This is a genomic window from Methanothrix sp. (assembly GCA_029907715.1).
Classification (GTDB): Archaea; Halobacteriota; Methanosarcinia; order Methanotrichales; family Methanotrichaceae; genus Methanothrix_B.
This window is the reverse complement of the sequence record JARYLI010000004.1, coordinates 109,648-125,893: the sequence shown is the minus strand read 5'-3', so window position 1 is coordinate 125,893 and position 16,246 is coordinate 109,648. Positions and strand designations below refer to the sequence as shown.

Below are 16,246 nucleotides of genomic sequence, written 5' to 3'. Positions count from 1 at the left end.
GCCCATATGACCCATGTTGTCACAGTCTCAGGAACTGCTCGTACTTCTCCCGCCTGGTGGCATCAGAGATGTGCATGTACCTCATGGTGGTGTGAACATAAGAATGCCGCATGAGTTCCTTGACTGTCACGATATCGCAGCCACGCTTCACCAGGAGGCTCCCAACGCTGTGCCGCGAGAACACATGCACGCCTCCCTGCTTCTCGATACCCGCGAGCCTCTTGTAGTACATGAACATCCGGTAAACCCCACGGCGCTCCCAGCGTTTCCCGAAGTCAGTGTAGAAGAGCTGTCTGCGCCCCTCAATCATGAGCGGAGGCCGGACCTCAAGGTAACGCCTGAGGGTCCTTGCGCAGTCATCGGTGATGTAGACCACTGCGTCCCTGCCACCCTTACCACCACGCACGAAGACTGTCAACGCCTTCAGATCCACATCAGAATCGTCCAGGTTGCACAGCTCGCTGGCACGGAGACTGGCATAAAACATGGTCTTCAGCATCGCAAGATGTTTTATGTTGCTGCACACACTGAATATCCTTGTGATATCCAGCTCATCAAAATAGTACGGGAGGGTGTTGTTCGGCTTGATGAACTTGAAGCTGACATGCTGCCCGAGCATCTCGTGGTATTTCCGTATCGAGAACGAGTAGTTGTTGACCGTGCTCCGTGATAGCCTCATGTCATGGAGATGATCCCTGAAGCGGGCAAAATCATCTGCACTCGGCGAATCAGTTCCCGCGAATTCCAGGTACTTCCTCACATGCAGCACATACATGGGTATGGTGGACGGTCGAAGCCCATTATCCTCCAGGTACCTCCTGTAACGCTTCAGAGCGGGCATGAGATCTTCAGCATCACGCTTCCTCTTCCAGTTCACATTCATACGCTTCCTGAACATGCCACATCATCCCTGAAGCAGCGAGCGTGAAAGAAAATCCTGCATCCCAGATATAAATTCTCTGGGAGTTATGAATCAAAAATCGATATGCATGAGTGCGGGGGACGGGAGTCGAACCCGCGAACCCCTTCGGGACAGGGTCCTAAGCCCTGCGCCTTTGACCTCTTGGCAACCCCCGCGTTCTCTAGAGCGGCCTGCGCCCCACCAGCCATTCCAGGACAGCCTTTGATGTGTGAAGCCTGTTCTCGGCCTCCTCCAATACAACACTCTGCGGGCCGTCCATGACCTCATCCGTGATCTCTTGGCCCCTGTGCGCCGGCAGGCAGTGCATCACTATCGCGTCCCTTCCAGCAATCTCAAGAATCCTCTGGTTTATCTGATACCCGCTGAAGCTTCTGAGACGCTCTGCCTCCTCTGCCTCATCACCCATCGAGATCCATGTGTCTGTAACGAGAACATCAGCATCACGCGCTGCCTCTGATGGCTCATATGTGATCCCCGGGACGCCGCCGAGCTCTCTGGCCCTTTCTAATATTTGGCCCTTTGGCTCATAACCCCTGGGCGATGCCACGATCATCCTCATATTCAGCATGGCAGACGCCAGGATCAGTGAGTTGCACACATTGTTTCCATCCCCGACCCATGCTATCCGGAGACCCTCCAGGTGGCCGAAACGCTCCCTGATCGTCATCAGATCCGCCAGGATCTGGAGCGGATGCTCCTGGTCTGAGAGCGCATTTATCACGGGCACGCTCGAGTGTGCTGCAAGCTCCTCCACAGTCCTGTGAGAGAAGACCCTGGCGGTTATTCCATGCACATATCTTGACAGAACCCTCGCTGTGTCCCCGATCGTCTCGCCGCGCCCGAGCTGCAGCTCACCTGCGCTGAGATACAGTGGGTGCCCGCCGAGCTCTGATGCTGCGACCTCCAGCGATACGCGGGTGCGCGTCGACGGCTTCTCGAAGATCATCGCAATGCTCTTTCCTGCAAGAGGCATTCTATCGCCAAGCGCGCATCCACCCCGTCCGGAGCGCTCTGCCTTGAGATCCTCCGCCCTGTCCAGGAGTGCCACGATCTCCTCAGGAGAGAGATCGGCTATCGATATCAGAGAGCGATTGCTCATGAGACCAGCTCCCTGAGAAGGTCCTCAACGGTTGGAACTTTATCGTCTGTCACGCTTACCGTCGCGCTGATGCTCTTGTAGCTGGGTATCCGGGTATCATCTGTTTCCGCTGGGACCAATCGGTTCGACCAGGGGCTGTTCGGCATGAAGGCCAGACCCGGATGCGCATCCTCTGAGATTCTGGCCACCACGACGACCCTCCCGTTATCGCTCTCCACCAGCACATTCGATCCGTCTTTTATTCCACTCTTCGAGGCATCGCTTTTATCGAGGAAGACAACAGCGCTCATCTTTCTGTATTCCTCGCCGAACCTGTCGACCTCCTGTGCCTCGCTCTGGAATATGTCTCTGAATGTCACGACCGTTACCCTCATTCAGATCTCCTCCAGGATCATCGATAGAACCTCTTCATCTGATGGATACTCGCTCTTCATGATCGGATCGAACTCGATCCTCACACCGTCCATCCTGAGAGCGCTTCCGCCTGCCTCGATGCCAGACAGGGCCGTGGGTATAACAACCCTCGAGAGCTCGGTGGTGAGCGTCCTGTGCGGATCGAGGGTTATCATCGGGACCCCTGCGAGCGCCCTTGCGATCCCGGCGGGGAGGGACGATATCGGGTCAGATCCCACAACCAGGGCGAGATCGCAGCTCTTCGATGCCTCAACCACGCTGTACATCGGCCCGTGATCAACACCATCAGCGAACGATACCCTGTTTATGAAGCCAGTCTCATTGAACAGCAGCTGGTTGAACCCGCGCATGTTGTAATGACCCACCATCGGTATGACGTTGTATTTGGTGGTCTCATTCAGCCTGTCCACCAGCATCTTCAGGCGATCCATCCTCCCCTTTAGGGAGTATGCGAGCCCCAGCCCGGGGAATACAACGCCCATATCCGCTTTTTTCAGTGTGTTCATCATGGAGATCATGGCCTTCTTGTCTCTCACCCTGGGGATCTTCCCGTCGAGGACCGCAAGCATCGCATCTATGAGATCAGCATCTCCGCCTGGAGGAATCTGTACAAAGTTTCCGGAGAGTATCTTCGCAGTGGGGGATGCCCTGATATCTATGAGAAAAGCGGTCCTGTCCTCCTCATGCCCCCTCTGGAGCTTCTCCCCGCGTGGGAAGTATGAGAAGCGTGACATGTGTCTCGGGTGGCTGCTCGATGGGTCGCATCCCCAGAAGATCAGAGTGTCGCCGTAGTTCCTCACATCATCCAGGGTACAGCTCGGGATCTCCTCGCGGATAACCATATCCATGATCTCCCCCTGGCATATGGAAGAGGTGTCGTCGATGATCGCCTTTGTCCTCCTCGCAAGCTCGATGCCCTTCCTCTGCGCCTCCAGCGTCGAACACGACCAGCCGAAGAGCAGAGGCCTCTTCGCATCCCTCAGCATCTCTGCAGCCCTGGAGATGGCCTCATCGATGCCGACCTGCTTCCCATCAACCCTCCGCACGGATCTGTCGGAGGCGAGGGACCTGTATCTGCCGAATCCCTTTCTGCACAGGTTCTTCGTCTTGGTTATTCTTCTCCCATCAATCGTGACCTCGATATCATCGCAGAGAAGGGAGCATCCAGTGCATACAGCCATGAGATCACCCTAGACGAACTCTATTGCCTTGCTCGGGCAGGTCGCTGTGCACAGATTGCACAATATCCTGTTCGGGCCGAATCGCCTGCACTCCTTGGGGTTGAGGCACTTCACAACACCATCCTCCACGATGAGTATGACCTTATCGCTCTTTGGCCCCAGCCCGATTGCAGATCCCTTCGGGTCGTTTGCCACGTTCACCGGGCAGGCCACCACACAGTTGCCGCAGCCGTAGCACCGATCCTCGTGGATTATCAGCCCGGTCTCTGTAGCGCCCGCAACCGGCGCCATGACCTCTCTGAGCTTCTTCAGCTTCGCCTCGTATTTTGGCTCCAGCAGAGGTGTGCAGTCCTCGATCTGCTTCTCTCTGGCAAGAAGGGCAACAGCGAATGCCATGCATGTCGGAAGGCCGCACTTCTTGCAGTTCAGCTTTGGTGTTAGCTGATAGATCTCCATAGCGCTGACCATTAAACATCACCTGCCCTGCAGGGATTCTATTTCCATCTGTAATAATAGTATCCATTGGTGTATGGTGTGACACACTTCGAACATTCATGCCCTGTCTTCGAATTTGCAGATCCCAGCCGCGGACTCTGCACCCTAAAGAACATGCTCAATACGTTGAGGTAAATTGCCCTCTTGGCGGATTTCTGGATGAACAACTATGCCCCGATGATAGCGGCTTCACTTGATCAGTAACTCGAGCACGCTCACCATATTGAGCAAATACACCCGAAAGCAGCATGATTGATATAAAACTGGTATATCTCTTCAGAGCTTCCTTATGCGCATCCTGCATCCGCTCTCAGAGAGCTCGGTCTCCAGGCTCATGCCCATCTCTCTGAATGCCAGTTTCCAGTGAACCTCTGAGCATGTCCTGCAGTGCTCCCTGGCGACAAGTGATGCTCCGAGCCTTGAGAAGGCCTTAGCGCCCTCGAGGATCGCGCACCGTCTTCTGTTTATATCCACACATCCGTCGCTTTCTGCCACCTCAATCTCCGAGCCGAACATGTTCTTCTCGTTTGTCGCTATCGCCACCGCCACATCCAGTGGCTCTGTGAGCTCGAGACGCTTGAAGGTCGCTGCAACCTGCCTGGCGCCGAGCTCCAGGAACTCCCTGACTCCCTTCTTCCCGAGCCTTTTTCCCACGTAGCCCATGCTCCCGTAATAGTTGCCAAGCCACCATCCGACAACGCGCTGCTGTATCTCTGACAAGGTCAGTACTGGTATGTCTGTCATCTTGCTCTACCAGGCTTTTGCCCTTCAGCTATAAGAGCATCGTGATGAACATAAAGCGCCACCAACCGTAGAAGATCCCTGCCGGCGACGGTAAAGAGGTCAATACCACAGAACCCTTTGCCGGTCCAGAGCATCCACTCACGGTGCAAAATCTCTGCTTTAAAAACGCCAGACAACAAATTGTGGCAGGAGGCCTAATGGGCCTCGCCGACGATGTCCTTTCCTGCCTCCTTGCCAACAACAGTCTCCAGCTTGCAGACGTCCTTGCAGACGATCGTATCCTGCTCCTGGTACTTGGTGTAGGGGTTCTCCGGAATCGTCACATCGAGACCCATCGCAGCTGCCACGAGCTCCACGACATCCAGGACCTTTATCGGAGAGTTCACCGAGTTCCTGCCGTCCATTATGTTGCGCCTGCAGAACGGGCATGTGCTTGCTATGATGTCTGCCCCAACCTGCTCGGCATCCCTGAGCCTGTTAACCGCGCAGTCCAGCGCCAGGTCAGGAAGCCCTGCCTTCACACCCCCTCCGGCGCCGCAGCACCTCTGGAACTCCCTGCTCCTTTCCATATCGATGAACTTCAGGCCTGGAATGGACTGGAGAACATCTCTCGGAGCCTCGAACGCCCAGTCCCTGCCGTTTATGTGCATCAGGTGGCGACCGTTGTGGCAGGGGTCATGATATGTGACCTTGTAATCCACGGTTCTCTTGTAATCGACCGCCCCTTCCCTTATCTTATCTCTGAGGAATACCGACAGGGGCATGTTCTTGTACGGTATGTATCCCTCATACCATCTGGGCCAGTCGATTGTCGCTGCCCTGAGGCAGCCAGCACATGCGTAGAGGACTGTCTCGACACCTCTGTCCTTCAGAGCGTCTATGTTGTGAACAGCATGCTCCTTCATCACAGGCCTCTGCCCAGTCCTGACCAGCGCTGAGGCGCAGCACCACTCATCCTTGCCTAGCATGCAGAAGTCCACGCCGAGCGCGTTCAGCACCCTCACCGTCGCAACGCCGAGAGCCTGCTGCCTGTATGCCGCTGTGCATCCTGCGAAGTAGGCGATCTTCCCAGACTCATCGACCTTCGCGTCCTTCGGAACCCAGCAGAGCCTCTCTTCCTGCTTCGCCTGATATGGGTTCCTGTCTGTCTTGAGCAGCTTCGGGAAGAATGACTGCTTTCCGTAGGGGCCGTTGCCTCTGACCACGAGATTCGGTCTTATAGCCTCCCAGAGCTCCACGGTGAGTATCGCGGACTCGCAGACTGTGCCGCATACACCGCATGTTGTGCACATGTATGTGTCTTCTGTGTATTTGTTGATCTCATCCTCATGGAGCGGCTTTGGACCAAAGAGCTTTGCTCTCAATCCATATTGACTGTCGAGCATCTCCCTGAACTTGGCGATCTTGTACATCGGGGTTATCTCGGGCCTGTCCGGCCTCACAGCGTAAGTCGGGCACCAGTTCATGCACTCCTTGCATCTCGTACAGGCGTTCAGCTCCATGAGCTGTGTTGACATCAGGAACCCTGATATGAGAGGCTTATTGTTGGGCTTGTTATCTGCCACTTTACTCGCCTCCTCTGTTTGCGAGGATCGTCATCGGTGCTGCTATGACGTGAAGATACCTGCTCCACGGGAGTATGAATGCGAAGAGACAGAGCGCCAGTATCGTGTGGATCAGTGCAAAGTGTGGAGCATAAACAGGATTTGCGAAGACATCTCCCACCAGGAATGCGTTTCCGCGCATCCACTCCGCGTAGAATCCGGTTATTGTTATCAGGAACACGCCTCCAATCAGCACCACATCGTAAGCTGTTGTCGCGTCCCTGACCTCCTTGAGGAGGATCCTGCGAAGTATCGAGATCGTGGAGCCGAAGAGCAACAGATATCCAAAGATGTCAAAGGGCAGCTCCATAGCCTTCTTCACCATCTCAGCCTGATGGGCCATGCCAAGAATGTTAAAGTGCTCTATAATATCCATGAAAAGACCGAGACCCGAAAGCGCAGCAAGTGTCACAAATCCATAAAAGATGGCCATATGCATGACCCATCTGACCGGGCTTCTTCGCAGAGTTCTTCTGAGGAGAAGCACATCCAGTATAAGTGTTCTTATAAAGACCCATACTCCGTCCTTGAATGCCTCATGAATCCAGGTGGCAATGAACAGCCAGAAGCTGTGGGCGAGCGGCTCTTGGTATCCTGTGGAGCCAATGCCCCACTTTTTGAAGTTGAAGTACATGCCATAGAGCCAGACCGCCAGCACAACGACTGTCAAAGCTATCACGATGGAGAAGGTGAGGCCCAGTGTGTAAAACGCCATCTGATTTCCTCCTACGCCAAATCTGTTTTACGAGCAGCCGTTATCGGCGAAATAGTTACCTGTCACTAATACTTAAACATTCCTCCAAGCGGGGCTGTGATGATCATGAGGTGCAGTAAATAATTCCAGCGCGTAATTCCAGCGCGCTGCAATCGCCAGTTAAGAGCATCATGCATATGCACCGTGTGGCGATGGTGCTGCAGTTCTCTCTTTGAGATACAAGCGCTGCGGTCGTGGGCTCGAATAGTTGAACATGCAGTCAGGAATCAGCGTGAACTGGCATAATGCCAAACGACTTCCACATGGTCGCATGCTATTGATTTCAACAGCACGAGTGCACCGCCTGCAGCAGACCAAAACAAGTAAGATTAATATTACTAACATATAGATTATGATGTCACAAAATAAAGTATTTATATTATAACAACAATACACAATGCTAAAAGAAGATTGTGATGTGCATGAGACAGTTCTCCGTAAGGGTTCTCGATGAGAGGGACGCCGAGTTTGTGGAGACGCTGGTCTCCGTGGGCATACCCAGAAATGTGGCCGCCATGATAACGTATCTCTCCAACGTTGAGGAGGCCACGTCCAGGGAGATCGAGATTGGCTCAAACCTGAGACAGCCAGAGGTCTCAGTTGCGATGAGGGTGCTCAGAGCGAACAACTGGGTCGAGGAGAGAGAGCTCAAGAAGGACGGCAAGGGCAGGCCCATGAAGGTGTACAGGCTGACTGTGAGCCTTGATGAGATCATAAAGCACTTCGAGGAGGAGAAGAAGAGAGAGGCCGCAAAAATAATGGAAAGCATAAAGAGGCTGAGGGAGCTGAGCAAAAAGATCAGCCTGAAGGGATCTAGCCAGCAGATACAACCCGGATGATCTCGATCTCGCCTGGAAGCGCTGAGTCGTTGAACGGAACGGGTACCCCGTCCCTTGTGATCACCACTGTCTCCGGGTTTATGCCAAGGAGATCCAGAAGCCCGTAATATGTGGTCCCCTCAGGCAGGACGAGCTTCCTCTCAGCCTCAACATCAGCGAATATCCTCACGGATACAGATATCAAAACCTCTACTCCTCACCGCCTGCGCCCTTCAGCTCATCCAGGTGTGTCTTCAGCAGCTTCTCCTCAAGGCTCTCCATCTTCTTGCCACCCTTCCTCTCGGTCTCGCGCTTCTTGAACTTAGGCACAAGCACCACCAGAAATTAAGATGTCATCAACTGTATTAAGTTTTATCCCTATTCTCAGTGACGGATGGAGTAAGAGCTTCAGTAGTTAATTATAAAAATATAATTTTAATAATGTCTGTTTAATCCCATTCACATAAAATTCGACATGCGGCAGGGACTGGACTCTGGATGTCCAATAATGCCAGGCTCATGTACCCATGCTATGGAAGTCTGTGTTGACTTTGATCGCTCTTATGTGTTTGGCAGCTTGCGGGTCGTGCAATGTGGTTGCTGAACGCACTTATTCACTAACCTGGAATGCATGGCTGGCCCAGTGCTTCTACGGGCAGATTTATGGAGTATTCCTACTAACCCCTTTTTCTACGATCGGCCCCTGTCACTAAGTACAGGTGATGTTTTATATAAAAAGCAGTCTTTTGGTAATTCTCTATCGCTCTTATGTATTCAGCAACTTGGAGGTCATGCAGGCCGGTTGCTGAGTGCACTCATTCGCTCGCCAGGCCTTCGACTTCGTCGAAACTCTTCGACGCAGTCGAAGATAAGTCGAAACGAGCGCGTAGCAGGACTGGATGCCTCTTCGGGCAAGTTATCAGATGGATAAGAGCGTTCTCTATAATATGGAAGAGCGGACGTTGACCTAACGCGGGAAGCATGGCCCCTGTTCCATCACCATCTGCTGCATCGCTGAATCAGCTGAATGAGACCACTGCAGATGCAGCATGCTTCCGAGCACATCTGAGGGGAGAGGGTTTTTAAAATATGAGCTGCATCTTTTCACCATGGGAAGACGAGCAGAGCGTCCCATGCTGTGGATGCTTCTTCTGATAATCGCGGTTCAGCTCCTCTCGCTTGGCATGATGCCCGCGCTCTCGGCGAGCGAGGTTCGGGTCTTTGAGGATCCGTCCGCGACATCGAATGCCATACTCTACATCGGACTGGTGCTGGTATTCACAGGATTTCTGCTTCTGGCAACGAAGCTCGGATGGAGCTGGCTCATCTCCGGGACCATCCAGCTCTGCCTATTCCTAAGCGTCTTTTACGTTCTCGGCGTCTACCTGCCGTGGATGCTGGCATTATCGATCTCCCTCGTTCTCATGCTTGCGATGCTGTACTATCCAGAGTGGTACGTGGTGGACTCACTGGGGATTCTTGTGAGCGCAGGAGTCAGTGTTCTCTTCGGGATCAGCATGGAGGCTCTGCCTGTGATCGTTCTCCTCTCAATTCTTGCTGTCTATGATGCGATATCCGTCTACAAAACAAAACACATGGTCACGCTGGCTGAGAGCGTAATAAAGATCAGGGCACCTCTGCTCTTTGTCATCCCGAAGAGCAGAAGCTACAGCTTCCGGGTTCGGGGAGCTGATGGGAGAGACGCATACTTCCTTGGGCTGGGGGATGCGATAATGCCATCAGTGCTTGTTGTATCCGCGAACTGGTCTCTTCCAGTGAGTCATGAGGTCTTCGGCGTCGCCCTGCCGGCGATCGGCGCGATGCTCGGGACGTACATGGGTTTCATGGTTCTCGCAGTGACCTCAGGTGAGAGACCGCAGGCTGGACTGCCGTTCCTCAACGGCGGAGCTGTGATCGGATTTCTCACTGGATGTCTGCTCTCAGGAGTGTGGCCGTTCTGATTGATCTGCATCTGGTTCTCTGAGCTCAGACCTGGTCGTGGACGGTGCTTCAACACGCTCCCCCTGATCGAAGAATGCTCTCGCCAGTCAGCTCCGTGGAACGCCTTGGGTTCGGCGAGGCACAATCTGAAAGTCCACCCTGCTACTCCTCCCCAGAAGATATGGGGCAGATGGCGAGCGTGCCATGACCGGAAGACCGCCCTGAAGCGCCTCTGCAGGGTCCAGTGGTTCCACAATGGAGAGCTCGAGAGGCTCCCCCTCGATCTTCCGCACGACCTCTGATGCCAGGCGGAGCCTCTCCGAGTATGCCAGATCGACGATCTCCCTGTTATCTGTGCAGACCGCATCCCAGATGATTATCGATGGCCTGATCGATGACCGCCTTGAGCTCCTCCTCCGGTTGATCAGCCGTGTTATCTGGAAGAGACCATCCCCCGCACGCATCTCGCCCTCGAGCATCGCAGACCCGATCAGCTCTGCTCTGAGTCCACTGACGATATGGCTGATATCCCTTCGCCTGGTGGTGAAGAGCCAGGATCTCCCCTCAGATACATGAAGCTGGACTCTGATGCCCCTTCTCGCACAGCAGATGAGATCCGATCCGGTAAGGGAGAGCTGCCCGGGTGCGATCTCCACCCTGGGGATGTCCATCATGACGAAAGGAACACCGGGCGTGAGCCTTATATCGTCCAGAGCACCGGAGGATGCAGCTTCCGCCACCAGCCCCATCTCCGGGTGCCTCGAATATGCTGCCCATACCTTTTTGATATCCACTCCAAAGGCCCTTGATACCGCCGATGCAACCGTCCCCGGCCCTATGCCGGATCTGAGACCGGTTGCTGTTAGCGCTATGTACCTCCCCTCAAGCGGCGCTGATGATAGCAGCAGACCTGTCAGCATGGACCTGCGCCTCCTCTCAGAGCCACGCCCTTTCGACATCATGAGACTGCTAAGCACGCTCTGGACATGGCCGATGGTGAGAGGTGCCTCGTCTATGCCAGTCTGGCGTTTGTGGCGGATCGCGTGCTCTGCCATCTCCCCCAGGTCGCCGCCCTCGATCTGATCCGAGATTGAGAGCAGGGCGTCCATCACAATATCCTTCCCACTCAGCTCCCCAGGACTCCAGCTGGGCCTTATGCCACCTGTCAGGAGCCGCACCGCAGGGCAGATCTCCTCTGGAGACAGCGATCTGAGAAGAGATGCCATGGCGCTGATCCTGTCCCTGCTACTGGAGCTCAGCAGTTCCGCGATTCTCATGTATTCAGTCATAACCCTCCATTGCGCGGGGATGGCAGGAACTCCGACACCTGGCTGGCATTACTGTCTTTCTCAATAACCACCGCACTCATCTGAGCAACCTCACGATCACAAAGACCCCACATGCATTTATGGCCAGTATCAGGAGAGCTCCCAGAAGCCATCTCGGGATGACTCCTGAGCCGGGCTGGCGCAGATCCAGGGTTGTGTCGTTGTATATAACAGTGGATCTCAGATCTCCGGCGAGATACAGATCGTAAATCCCTCTCTCCAGCCCACGGAAGATGTAGCTTGAGGAGCCGCTGTCCGCTGCAACAACCGAGCCGTTTCTGCGAACCTCCACACCGCCCGGGCGTGGCAGCTCCACCCGAAGGCTGTACGTCTTTCTTATCGGCAGACTCCTTCCATCGCTGAGCGCCAGATCGTTCTCGATCCCGAGCAGCGCAAGCAGTGTGGGAGCGATATCCGCCTGCGACCATTTGCCGCCCAGGATCACATCATCAACGCCCGGTCCGACTGCCATCAGAGGTATCCTCAGGCTCTCCAGGCGGTTTGAGTAGTTCTCTCCGGCATGTCCTCCGCGGGATCTTGTGAATGACATGCCGTGATCCGCGGTAACGATGAGCAGCACATCCCTCTCCCTGCAGGCGCGAACGAGCTCTCCCAGTCCCACATCCAGCGCCCTCACAACCCTAATGTACTCATCAAAACCTCTGTAATGACCGGCGGAGTCGATGCCGCCGATGTTGACTGTGAGCAGAAATGGCCGGTCCAGCCTTCTCACCATGTCTGTGGCGGCGTCGAGACCCCAGCGGTTGTATCTGGCATAGCCTGAGCTGTAAAACTGGCAGGCATGCATCCACTCCTCCATGATCTCACGCACATCCTCCGGGAGACCGGCTCTGGATCCCATCGTCGGATCCCCGGAGAGGGAGTTGTTCTCAAAATAAAGAACCCCGTCCTGCTTCAGAAGCATGTTGATGAAATCACCGCGCTGCATTATGGCGATACACATGTACCCACTGCGTCGAGCTGCATCGAATATCGTGGCGTTATCCATTCCCACCATGATCTCATCCGCAGTTGAGCATCCTGTGACTATCGTGCTGTGCGCCGGAACAGTGGATGGGATTGATGCCCTGATATCGAGAACCCTGGCGCCATCGCTGATGTTGAACAGCACTGCATGATCCAGGACTCTTCCATCCACCGAGTACGGCATATGCTCAGGGTAGATGTAGCTCGACCCGAGTCCATCGACGATGAGAAGGACTGCTCCCCTGGGCAGCGATTCGCCGGCCGGAGATACGCCATCGCTGGCGCAGATCGCAGGAGATATGAGAAGAAAAATGATGAGCGGCAGCATCAGAAGTCTGTCATGATTCTGTACTGATCGATCTCGCTCTTCTTCAGCTGGCTCAGGAACTGCTCCGTCATGTCTCTGACATCCTTTGATCTCGTTATCGCCCTGCCGACCACGATAATATCTGCTCCAGCACGGAGTGCATCCCCGACATTGTCCACCCTGATCCCACCAGCAACCGCGACGAGCAGCCTCTTCCCGAGAGATTTGATCTCAGGGATGCTCTGCCACGCATGCTCGCTGTTCTCCATATCTATCGCCCTGTGGAGCTCAACAACATCAGGAAGCACCGAAAGGTTCCTGAGAACCTCAACCGGATCGCTCACATTCAGCATGTCCACTATCGAGTATATGCCGGTCTTTTTCGCCTCCCTGATCGCAAGCTCGATCGTCTTTCTGGGCGCCAGTCCTGAGATGACAACAGCATCCGCGGATGCGTCTGCAGCAAGCCTGACCTCGAGATTCCCCGTGTCCAGGGTCTTCAGATCTAGTATGACAAACGATCCTGGCCGTGCTCTCCGCACCTCCCTCACGACCTGAACACCATGCATCTTCACCAGCGGCGTGCCGATCTCTATCAGCAGATGATCGCTATCAGGAATCTCGGAAAGAACCCGCCTGACCTCAGCGAGATCGACGATATCAAATGCTATCTGCAGGTACGGTGGATCCCAGAGCCTCATCACCCTGTAGCCCATCACCGGATGCAGGGATCTGTCCTTCTCGTAGAGGACCTTATCTACATCCGGGAATCCCTCCATCGCCCTCTGGATGGCCAGCTTAGTCGCGCCGTAGTTGTACCTGTAGATCGCGTCGTAGTCCTTCGCATCCGGATGTATGAACACAGATACTACGATCACCAGCTCCTCAGCACGCTCCTTTGGGATCACACCCTCCTCCACGGCGTCTGCCACTGCCTTTGCCACAGCACTCTGGGCTGGACCGAATATGATCGCCGCCTGCTCCATGCTCTTCACAGTGACCTTCGGAACTATCAGCGTCGATGGCTTGGCCGGCAGGTTCGGCCTTATGACTGAGAGAAGTGGTGTGTGACCGGCAGAGAGCTGCGTGAGGCCATTTGCAAACGCAATGCCCACCGGACCGTTCTTATCCCCGATAAGCAGGTCGATGTGAGCTACCTCGGGCTCCTTCCCGATAAGAGCCTCTCCTACTAAAAACAATCCTACACCTCTCATCCCGAAGAAGGCTGCTGACGTATTAACCTTTCCGCCTGTCTGATGTCGAGCTGTGAGTGGTATTCCAGGCGGCTTAATCGCCCACTACGGGTCTTGCGATTCAAAGAACAGCCATTTGCAGCGCCCCTGGCATGCATCTCCATGATTATTCACATGATATCCCTGATGGGAGATCTCTCCGGCTAGGTCTTCGTTGATATCACAGATCTCACCTCATCCGCCAGAGCATCTCCTGGACAACGCAGGACATCGCTGCTCTCCTTCTCGCCTCGCTGATGAGCACCCTCGAGATGCGCTGCTTTGTGTAGCGATCCTCAACCCACTCCAGACCACTGTAGCCGACGTCCATGAGCATCAGTCCCTCTGGCGGGGCTGTTGGCGCGCCGTGTGGTGTCGATGGATCGAGGAGCTCCCGGATCCAGCCCACCGGCTTCTCGCCGATGCCTATCAGCTCGAGGGCTCCGACGATGCGCCGGACCATGTTCCAGAGAAACCCATCCGCTCTTATATCGAACATGACGATCCCACCGCGCTCGTTCACATCAATGGAGATGATCCTGCGGATCGTGTCCACCTTTGATGTGGAGAAATTCCTGAAGTCGTGGGTGCCTACAAGATGCTCTGAAGCTGCTCTCACTGAGCCCAGGTCGAGATCCGGAGAGAACAAAAAGTACCTGTACTCCCTCCACAGGGCGCTCCACCTGGCGCTGAACCCGACCGGCGCGACAGCCCTGGCCCATGCCCACACATCAGATGGGAGGAACCCGTTGATCACCCTGGGGAATGCGAGATGCCCTCTCTCATCATCAATCCAGAAGTCGATGACCTGGCCGAGCGCGCTTACGCCTCTGTCCGTTCTTCCCGCATAGCAGAAGTCCCCATTTGCGACCCCGATCCTCAGAAGAGCATCTCTTATGACAGATTCCACCGTGCGGAGCCCCGGCTGCCTCTGGAATCCGCAGTAGCGATCTCCGAGATATGCGACCTTCAGTGCAACCTTCATCGTATCATAAACGATCACGCAGAGGCCATTCGCGCCCCTGCGCCGCTCAGTGACTCATGCCTCTTCTGATGAGGGCCTTGCAGGTCCCACCACCATCAGATCTCCCGGGGATCCGTGATCTCTCCGGTTATGGCGCTTGCCCCTGCGACTGCGGGAGAGCAGAGATAAACCTCTCCCTTCGGGCTCCCCTGCCTTCCGACGAAATTCCTGTTCGATGTCGACAGCGAGACCTCTCCAGGCCCGATCAGCCCGAAGCTCCCGCCCATGCACGGGCCGCAGCAGGGTGACTCGACGATCGCGCCAGCCTCCACGAACTTCTCTATGAGTCCTGCCCTGAGAGCCCTCATGTACTCCTTCCTGCTCGCAGGGATGACGATCATTCTGACGCCCCGTGCGACCGGCTCATCGCCCATCACCTCTGCGGCGAGCTTGAGGTCCTCGAATCGACCATTCGTGCACGATCCGAGGAAGACCTGATCGATCTTCACGTGGGGGAGCCTGCTTACAGGTACAACATTATCGACGCGATGGGGCATGGCCACCTGTGGCTCGAGATCGTTCACGTTCCAGTGTCTTTCTGTGAAGATCGCGTCCTCATCGCCCCTGATCGGATCCCCAGTGACCCACTCCCTGAGGTACGTCATGGTCGTCCTGTCCGGCTCCACAAGCCCTGCCTTCGCCCCCATCTCTATCGACATGTTGGTCATGGTCATCCTCTCTGCGACGCTCATCCTTTCGACCGCGGATCCGGCGAATTCGCATGCGAGGTAGTTCGCACCATCCGCGCCGATATCCCCGATGATCCTTAGAATCACATCCTTTGATGTGACTCTCCTTGGCAGGCGCCCGTCTATCACAAGCCTGAGGGTCTGGGGGACCATAAACCAGAGCTTTCCTGTGGCGAAGACGCTGGCCATGTCTGTCGAGCCGATGCCGGTCGCGAATGCTCCCAGCGCACCGTATGTGCATGTGTGAGAGTCCGTGCCAACAATGAGCTGCCCTGGAAGCACATGGCCGTTCTCGGGCATGACCTGATGGCAGATTCCGCTGAATACATCGTAGTTTATGATGCCCTGCTCTCTTGCAAATGCTCTCAGCATCTGATGGTTCTCAGCCGCCTTTATGCTGTCTGCAGGCACCTGGTGATCGAAGAGTATCACAATCCTGGAGGGATCCCATACCCTGGCCCCCCTGCCTGCTATCTCGTAGAAGCCCCTGACAGCAAGGGGCCCGGTTATGTCATGTATCATCGCGCGATCTATCGAGGCCATGACGAACTCGCCCGCTCTGGCCTCCCTGTTCGCGGCCCTTGAGAATATCTTCTCCGAGAGGGTTTGACCAGCCATGCTCAGGCCCATCACGCCCATGATAGATAAATCTTGACCCTGATGCCACTTCGAACCCATGGCACCAGCATGGCCACAAACACGGCGAT

At 55.1% G+C, this 16,246-nt stretch carries 17 protein-coding genes and 1 tRNA gene; 2 read left to right on the top strand and 16 right to left on the bottom strand.

The window, feature by feature from the left end; genetic code table 11:
• Positions 1–19 precede the first annotated feature (19 nt).
• The 9 genes from QHG98_04455 to QHG98_04415 form a co-directional block, all read right to left on the bottom strand.
• Positions 20–898: a tyrosine-type recombinase/integrase gene (locus QHG98_04455; GenBank protein MDH7596983.1), complete on the bottom strand. Its 879-nt coding sequence runs from the start codon at positions 896–898 to the stop codon at positions 20–22.
• Positions 899–994: 96 nt separating this feature from the next.
• Positions 995–1,077, bottom strand: a tRNA-Leu gene (locus QHG98_04450).
• Positions 1,078–1,082: 5 nt separating this feature from the next.
• Positions 1,083–2,021, bottom strand: coding sequence for an ornithine carbamoyltransferase (gene argF / locus QHG98_04445; protein ID MDH7596982.1), 939 nt, complete (start codon positions 2,019–2,021; stop codon positions 1,083–1,085).
• A complete protein-coding gene (locus tag QHG98_04440; protein ID MDH7596981.1) occupies positions 2,018–2,395 on the bottom strand; it encodes a molybdopterin dinucleotide binding domain-containing protein in 378 nt (125 codons plus the stop codon). The genes argF and QHG98_04440 overlap by 4 nt, the downstream gene beginning before the upstream one ends.
• Positions 2,396–3,616, bottom strand: coding sequence for a formylmethanofuran dehydrogenase subunit B (locus QHG98_04435; protein MDH7596980.1), 1,221 nt, complete (start codon positions 3,614–3,616; stop codon positions 2,396–2,398).
• Between the two features lie 9 nt (positions 3,617–3,625).
• On the bottom strand, positions 3,626–4,084 hold the full coding sequence (locus QHG98_04430) for a (Fe-S)-binding protein (GenBank protein MDH7596979.1): 459 nt from the start codon (positions 4,082–4,084) through the stop codon (positions 3,626–3,628).
• A gap of 303 nt (positions 4,085–4,387) precedes the next feature.
• Entirely contained in the window at positions 4,388–4,855 is a 468-nt protein-coding gene (locus tag QHG98_04425) for a hypothetical protein (GenBank protein MDH7596978.1), read from the bottom strand.
• A 194-nt stretch (positions 4,856–5,049) separates the two neighbouring features.
• Positions 5,050–6,420, bottom strand: a complete 1,371-nt coding sequence (locus QHG98_04420) for a heterodisulfide reductase-related iron-sulfur binding cluster (GenBank protein MDH7596977.1) — start codon at positions 6,418–6,420, stop codon at positions 5,050–5,052.
• Position 6,421: 1 nt separating this feature from the next.
• The gene (locus QHG98_04415) at positions 6,422–7,174 is read right to left on the bottom strand and encodes a heterodisulfide reductase (protein ID MDH7596976.1); all 753 of its coding nucleotides are present in this window, start codon (positions 7,172–7,174) and stop codon (positions 6,422–6,424) included.
• 461 nt (positions 7,175–7,635) lie between these two features.
• On the opposite strand from QHG98_04415, the gene QHG98_04410 reads away from it, so the two are divergent.
• Positions 7,636–8,052: an ArsR family transcriptional regulator gene (locus tag QHG98_04410; protein MDH7596975.1), complete on the top strand. Its 417-nt coding sequence runs from the start codon at positions 7,636–7,638 to the stop codon at positions 8,050–8,052.
• On the opposite strand, the gene QHG98_04405 is transcribed toward QHG98_04410, so the two are convergent.
• Together QHG98_04405 and QHG98_04400 are read right to left on the bottom strand one after the other, a co-directional pair.
• Positions 8,027–8,236 (bottom strand): MoaD/ThiS family protein, encoded by a 210-nt coding sequence (locus QHG98_04405; GenBank protein ID MDH7596974.1) that lies wholly within the window; start codon positions 8,234–8,236, stop codon positions 8,027–8,029. The genes QHG98_04410 and QHG98_04405 overlap by 26 nt on opposite strands.
• A 5-nt stretch (positions 8,237–8,241) precedes the next feature.
• A complete protein-coding gene (locus QHG98_04400) occupies positions 8,242–8,370 on the bottom strand; it encodes a hypothetical protein (protein MDH7596973.1) in 129 nt (42 codons plus the stop codon).
• Between the two features lie 770 nt (positions 8,371–9,140).
• Between QHG98_04400 and QHG98_04395 the strand changes: the two genes are divergently transcribed.
• Positions 9,141–9,992, top strand: coding sequence for a presenilin family intramembrane aspartyl protease (locus QHG98_04395; GenBank protein ID MDH7596972.1), 852 nt, complete (start codon positions 9,141–9,143; stop codon positions 9,990–9,992).
• An 87-nt stretch (positions 9,993–10,079) separates the two neighbouring features.
• Here QHG98_04395 and QHG98_04390 read toward each other — a convergent pair whose 3' ends face one another.
• The 5 genes from QHG98_04390 to QHG98_04370 form a co-directional block, all read right to left on the bottom strand.
• Positions 10,080–11,261, bottom strand: coding sequence for a hypothetical protein (locus QHG98_04390; GenBank protein ID MDH7596971.1), 1,182 nt, complete (start codon positions 11,259–11,261; stop codon positions 10,080–10,082).
• 76 nt (positions 11,262–11,337) lie between these two features.
• Positions 11,338–12,615, bottom strand: a complete 1,278-nt coding sequence (locus tag QHG98_04385) for an alkaline phosphatase family protein (protein MDH7596970.1) — start codon at positions 12,613–12,615, stop codon at positions 11,338–11,340.
• Positions 12,615–13,793: a bifunctional 5,6,7,8-tetrahydromethanopterin hydro-lyase/3-hexulose-6-phosphate synthase gene (locus QHG98_04380; protein MDH7596969.1), complete on the bottom strand. Its 1,179-nt coding sequence runs from the start codon at positions 13,791–13,793 to the stop codon at positions 12,615–12,617. Before QHG98_04380 ends, QHG98_04385 begins: the two co-directional genes overlap by 1 nt.
• A gap of 223 nt (positions 13,794–14,016) precedes the next feature.
• The gene (truA, locus tag QHG98_04375; GenBank protein MDH7596968.1) at positions 14,017–14,811 is read right to left on the bottom strand and encodes a tRNA pseudouridine(38-40) synthase TruA; all 795 of its coding nucleotides are present in this window, start codon (positions 14,809–14,811) and stop codon (positions 14,017–14,019) included.
• A 95-nt stretch (positions 14,812–14,906) separates the two neighbouring features.
• Positions 14,907–16,157 (bottom strand): 3-isopropylmalate dehydratase large subunit, encoded by a 1,251-nt coding sequence (locus tag QHG98_04370; protein MDH7596967.1) that lies wholly within the window; start codon positions 16,155–16,157, stop codon positions 14,907–14,909.
• Between the last annotated feature and the right edge of the window lie 89 nt (positions 16,158–16,246).

Bases quoted from the DNA above. Each gene is read 5' to 3' on its own strand.
- QHG98_04455 (MDH7596983.1), bottom strand. From the start codon at position 898: ATGTTCAGGAAGCGTATGAATGTGAACTGGAAGAGGAAGCGTGATGCT.
- argF (MDH7596982.1), bottom strand. From the start codon at position 2,021: ATGAGCAATCGCTCTCTGATATCGATAGCCGATCTCTCTCCTGAGGAG.
- QHG98_04440 (MDH7596981.1), bottom strand. From the start codon at position 2,395: ATGAGGGTAACGGTCGTGACATTCAGAGACATATTCCAGAGCGAGGCA.
- QHG98_04435 (MDH7596980.1), bottom strand. From the start codon at position 3,616: ATGGCTGTATGCACTGGATGCTCCCTTCTCTGCGATGATATCGAGGTC.
- QHG98_04430 (MDH7596979.1), bottom strand. From the start codon at position 4,084: ATGGTCAGCGCTATGGAGATCTATCAGCTAACACCAAAGCTGAACTGC.
- QHG98_04425 (MDH7596978.1), bottom strand. From the start codon at position 4,855: ATGACAGACATACCAGTACTGACCTTGTCAGAGATACAGCAGCGCGTT.
- QHG98_04415 (MDH7596976.1), bottom strand. From the start codon at position 7,174: ATGGCGTTTTACACACTGGGCCTCACCTTCTCCATCGTGATAGCTTTG.
- QHG98_04410 (MDH7596975.1), top strand. From the start codon at position 7,636: ATGAGACAGTTCTCCGTAAGGGTTCTCGATGAGAGGGACGCCGAGTTT.
- QHG98_04395 (MDH7596972.1), top strand. From the start codon at position 9,141: ATGGGAAGACGAGCAGAGCGTCCCATGCTGTGGATGCTTCTTCTGATA.
- QHG98_04390 (MDH7596971.1), bottom strand. From the start codon at position 11,261: ATGACTGAATACATGAGAATCGCGGAACTGCTGAGCTCCAGTAGCAGG.
- QHG98_04385 (MDH7596970.1), bottom strand. From the start codon at position 12,615: ATGCTGCCGCTCATCATTTTTCTTCTCATATCTCCTGCGATCTGCGCC.
- truA (MDH7596968.1), bottom strand. From the start codon at position 14,811: ATGAAGGTTGCACTGAAGGTCGCATATCTCGGAGATCGCTACTGCGGA.
- QHG98_04370 (MDH7596967.1), bottom strand. From the start codon at position 16,157: ATGGCTGGTCAAACCCTCTCGGAGAAGATATTCTCAAGGGCCGCGAAC.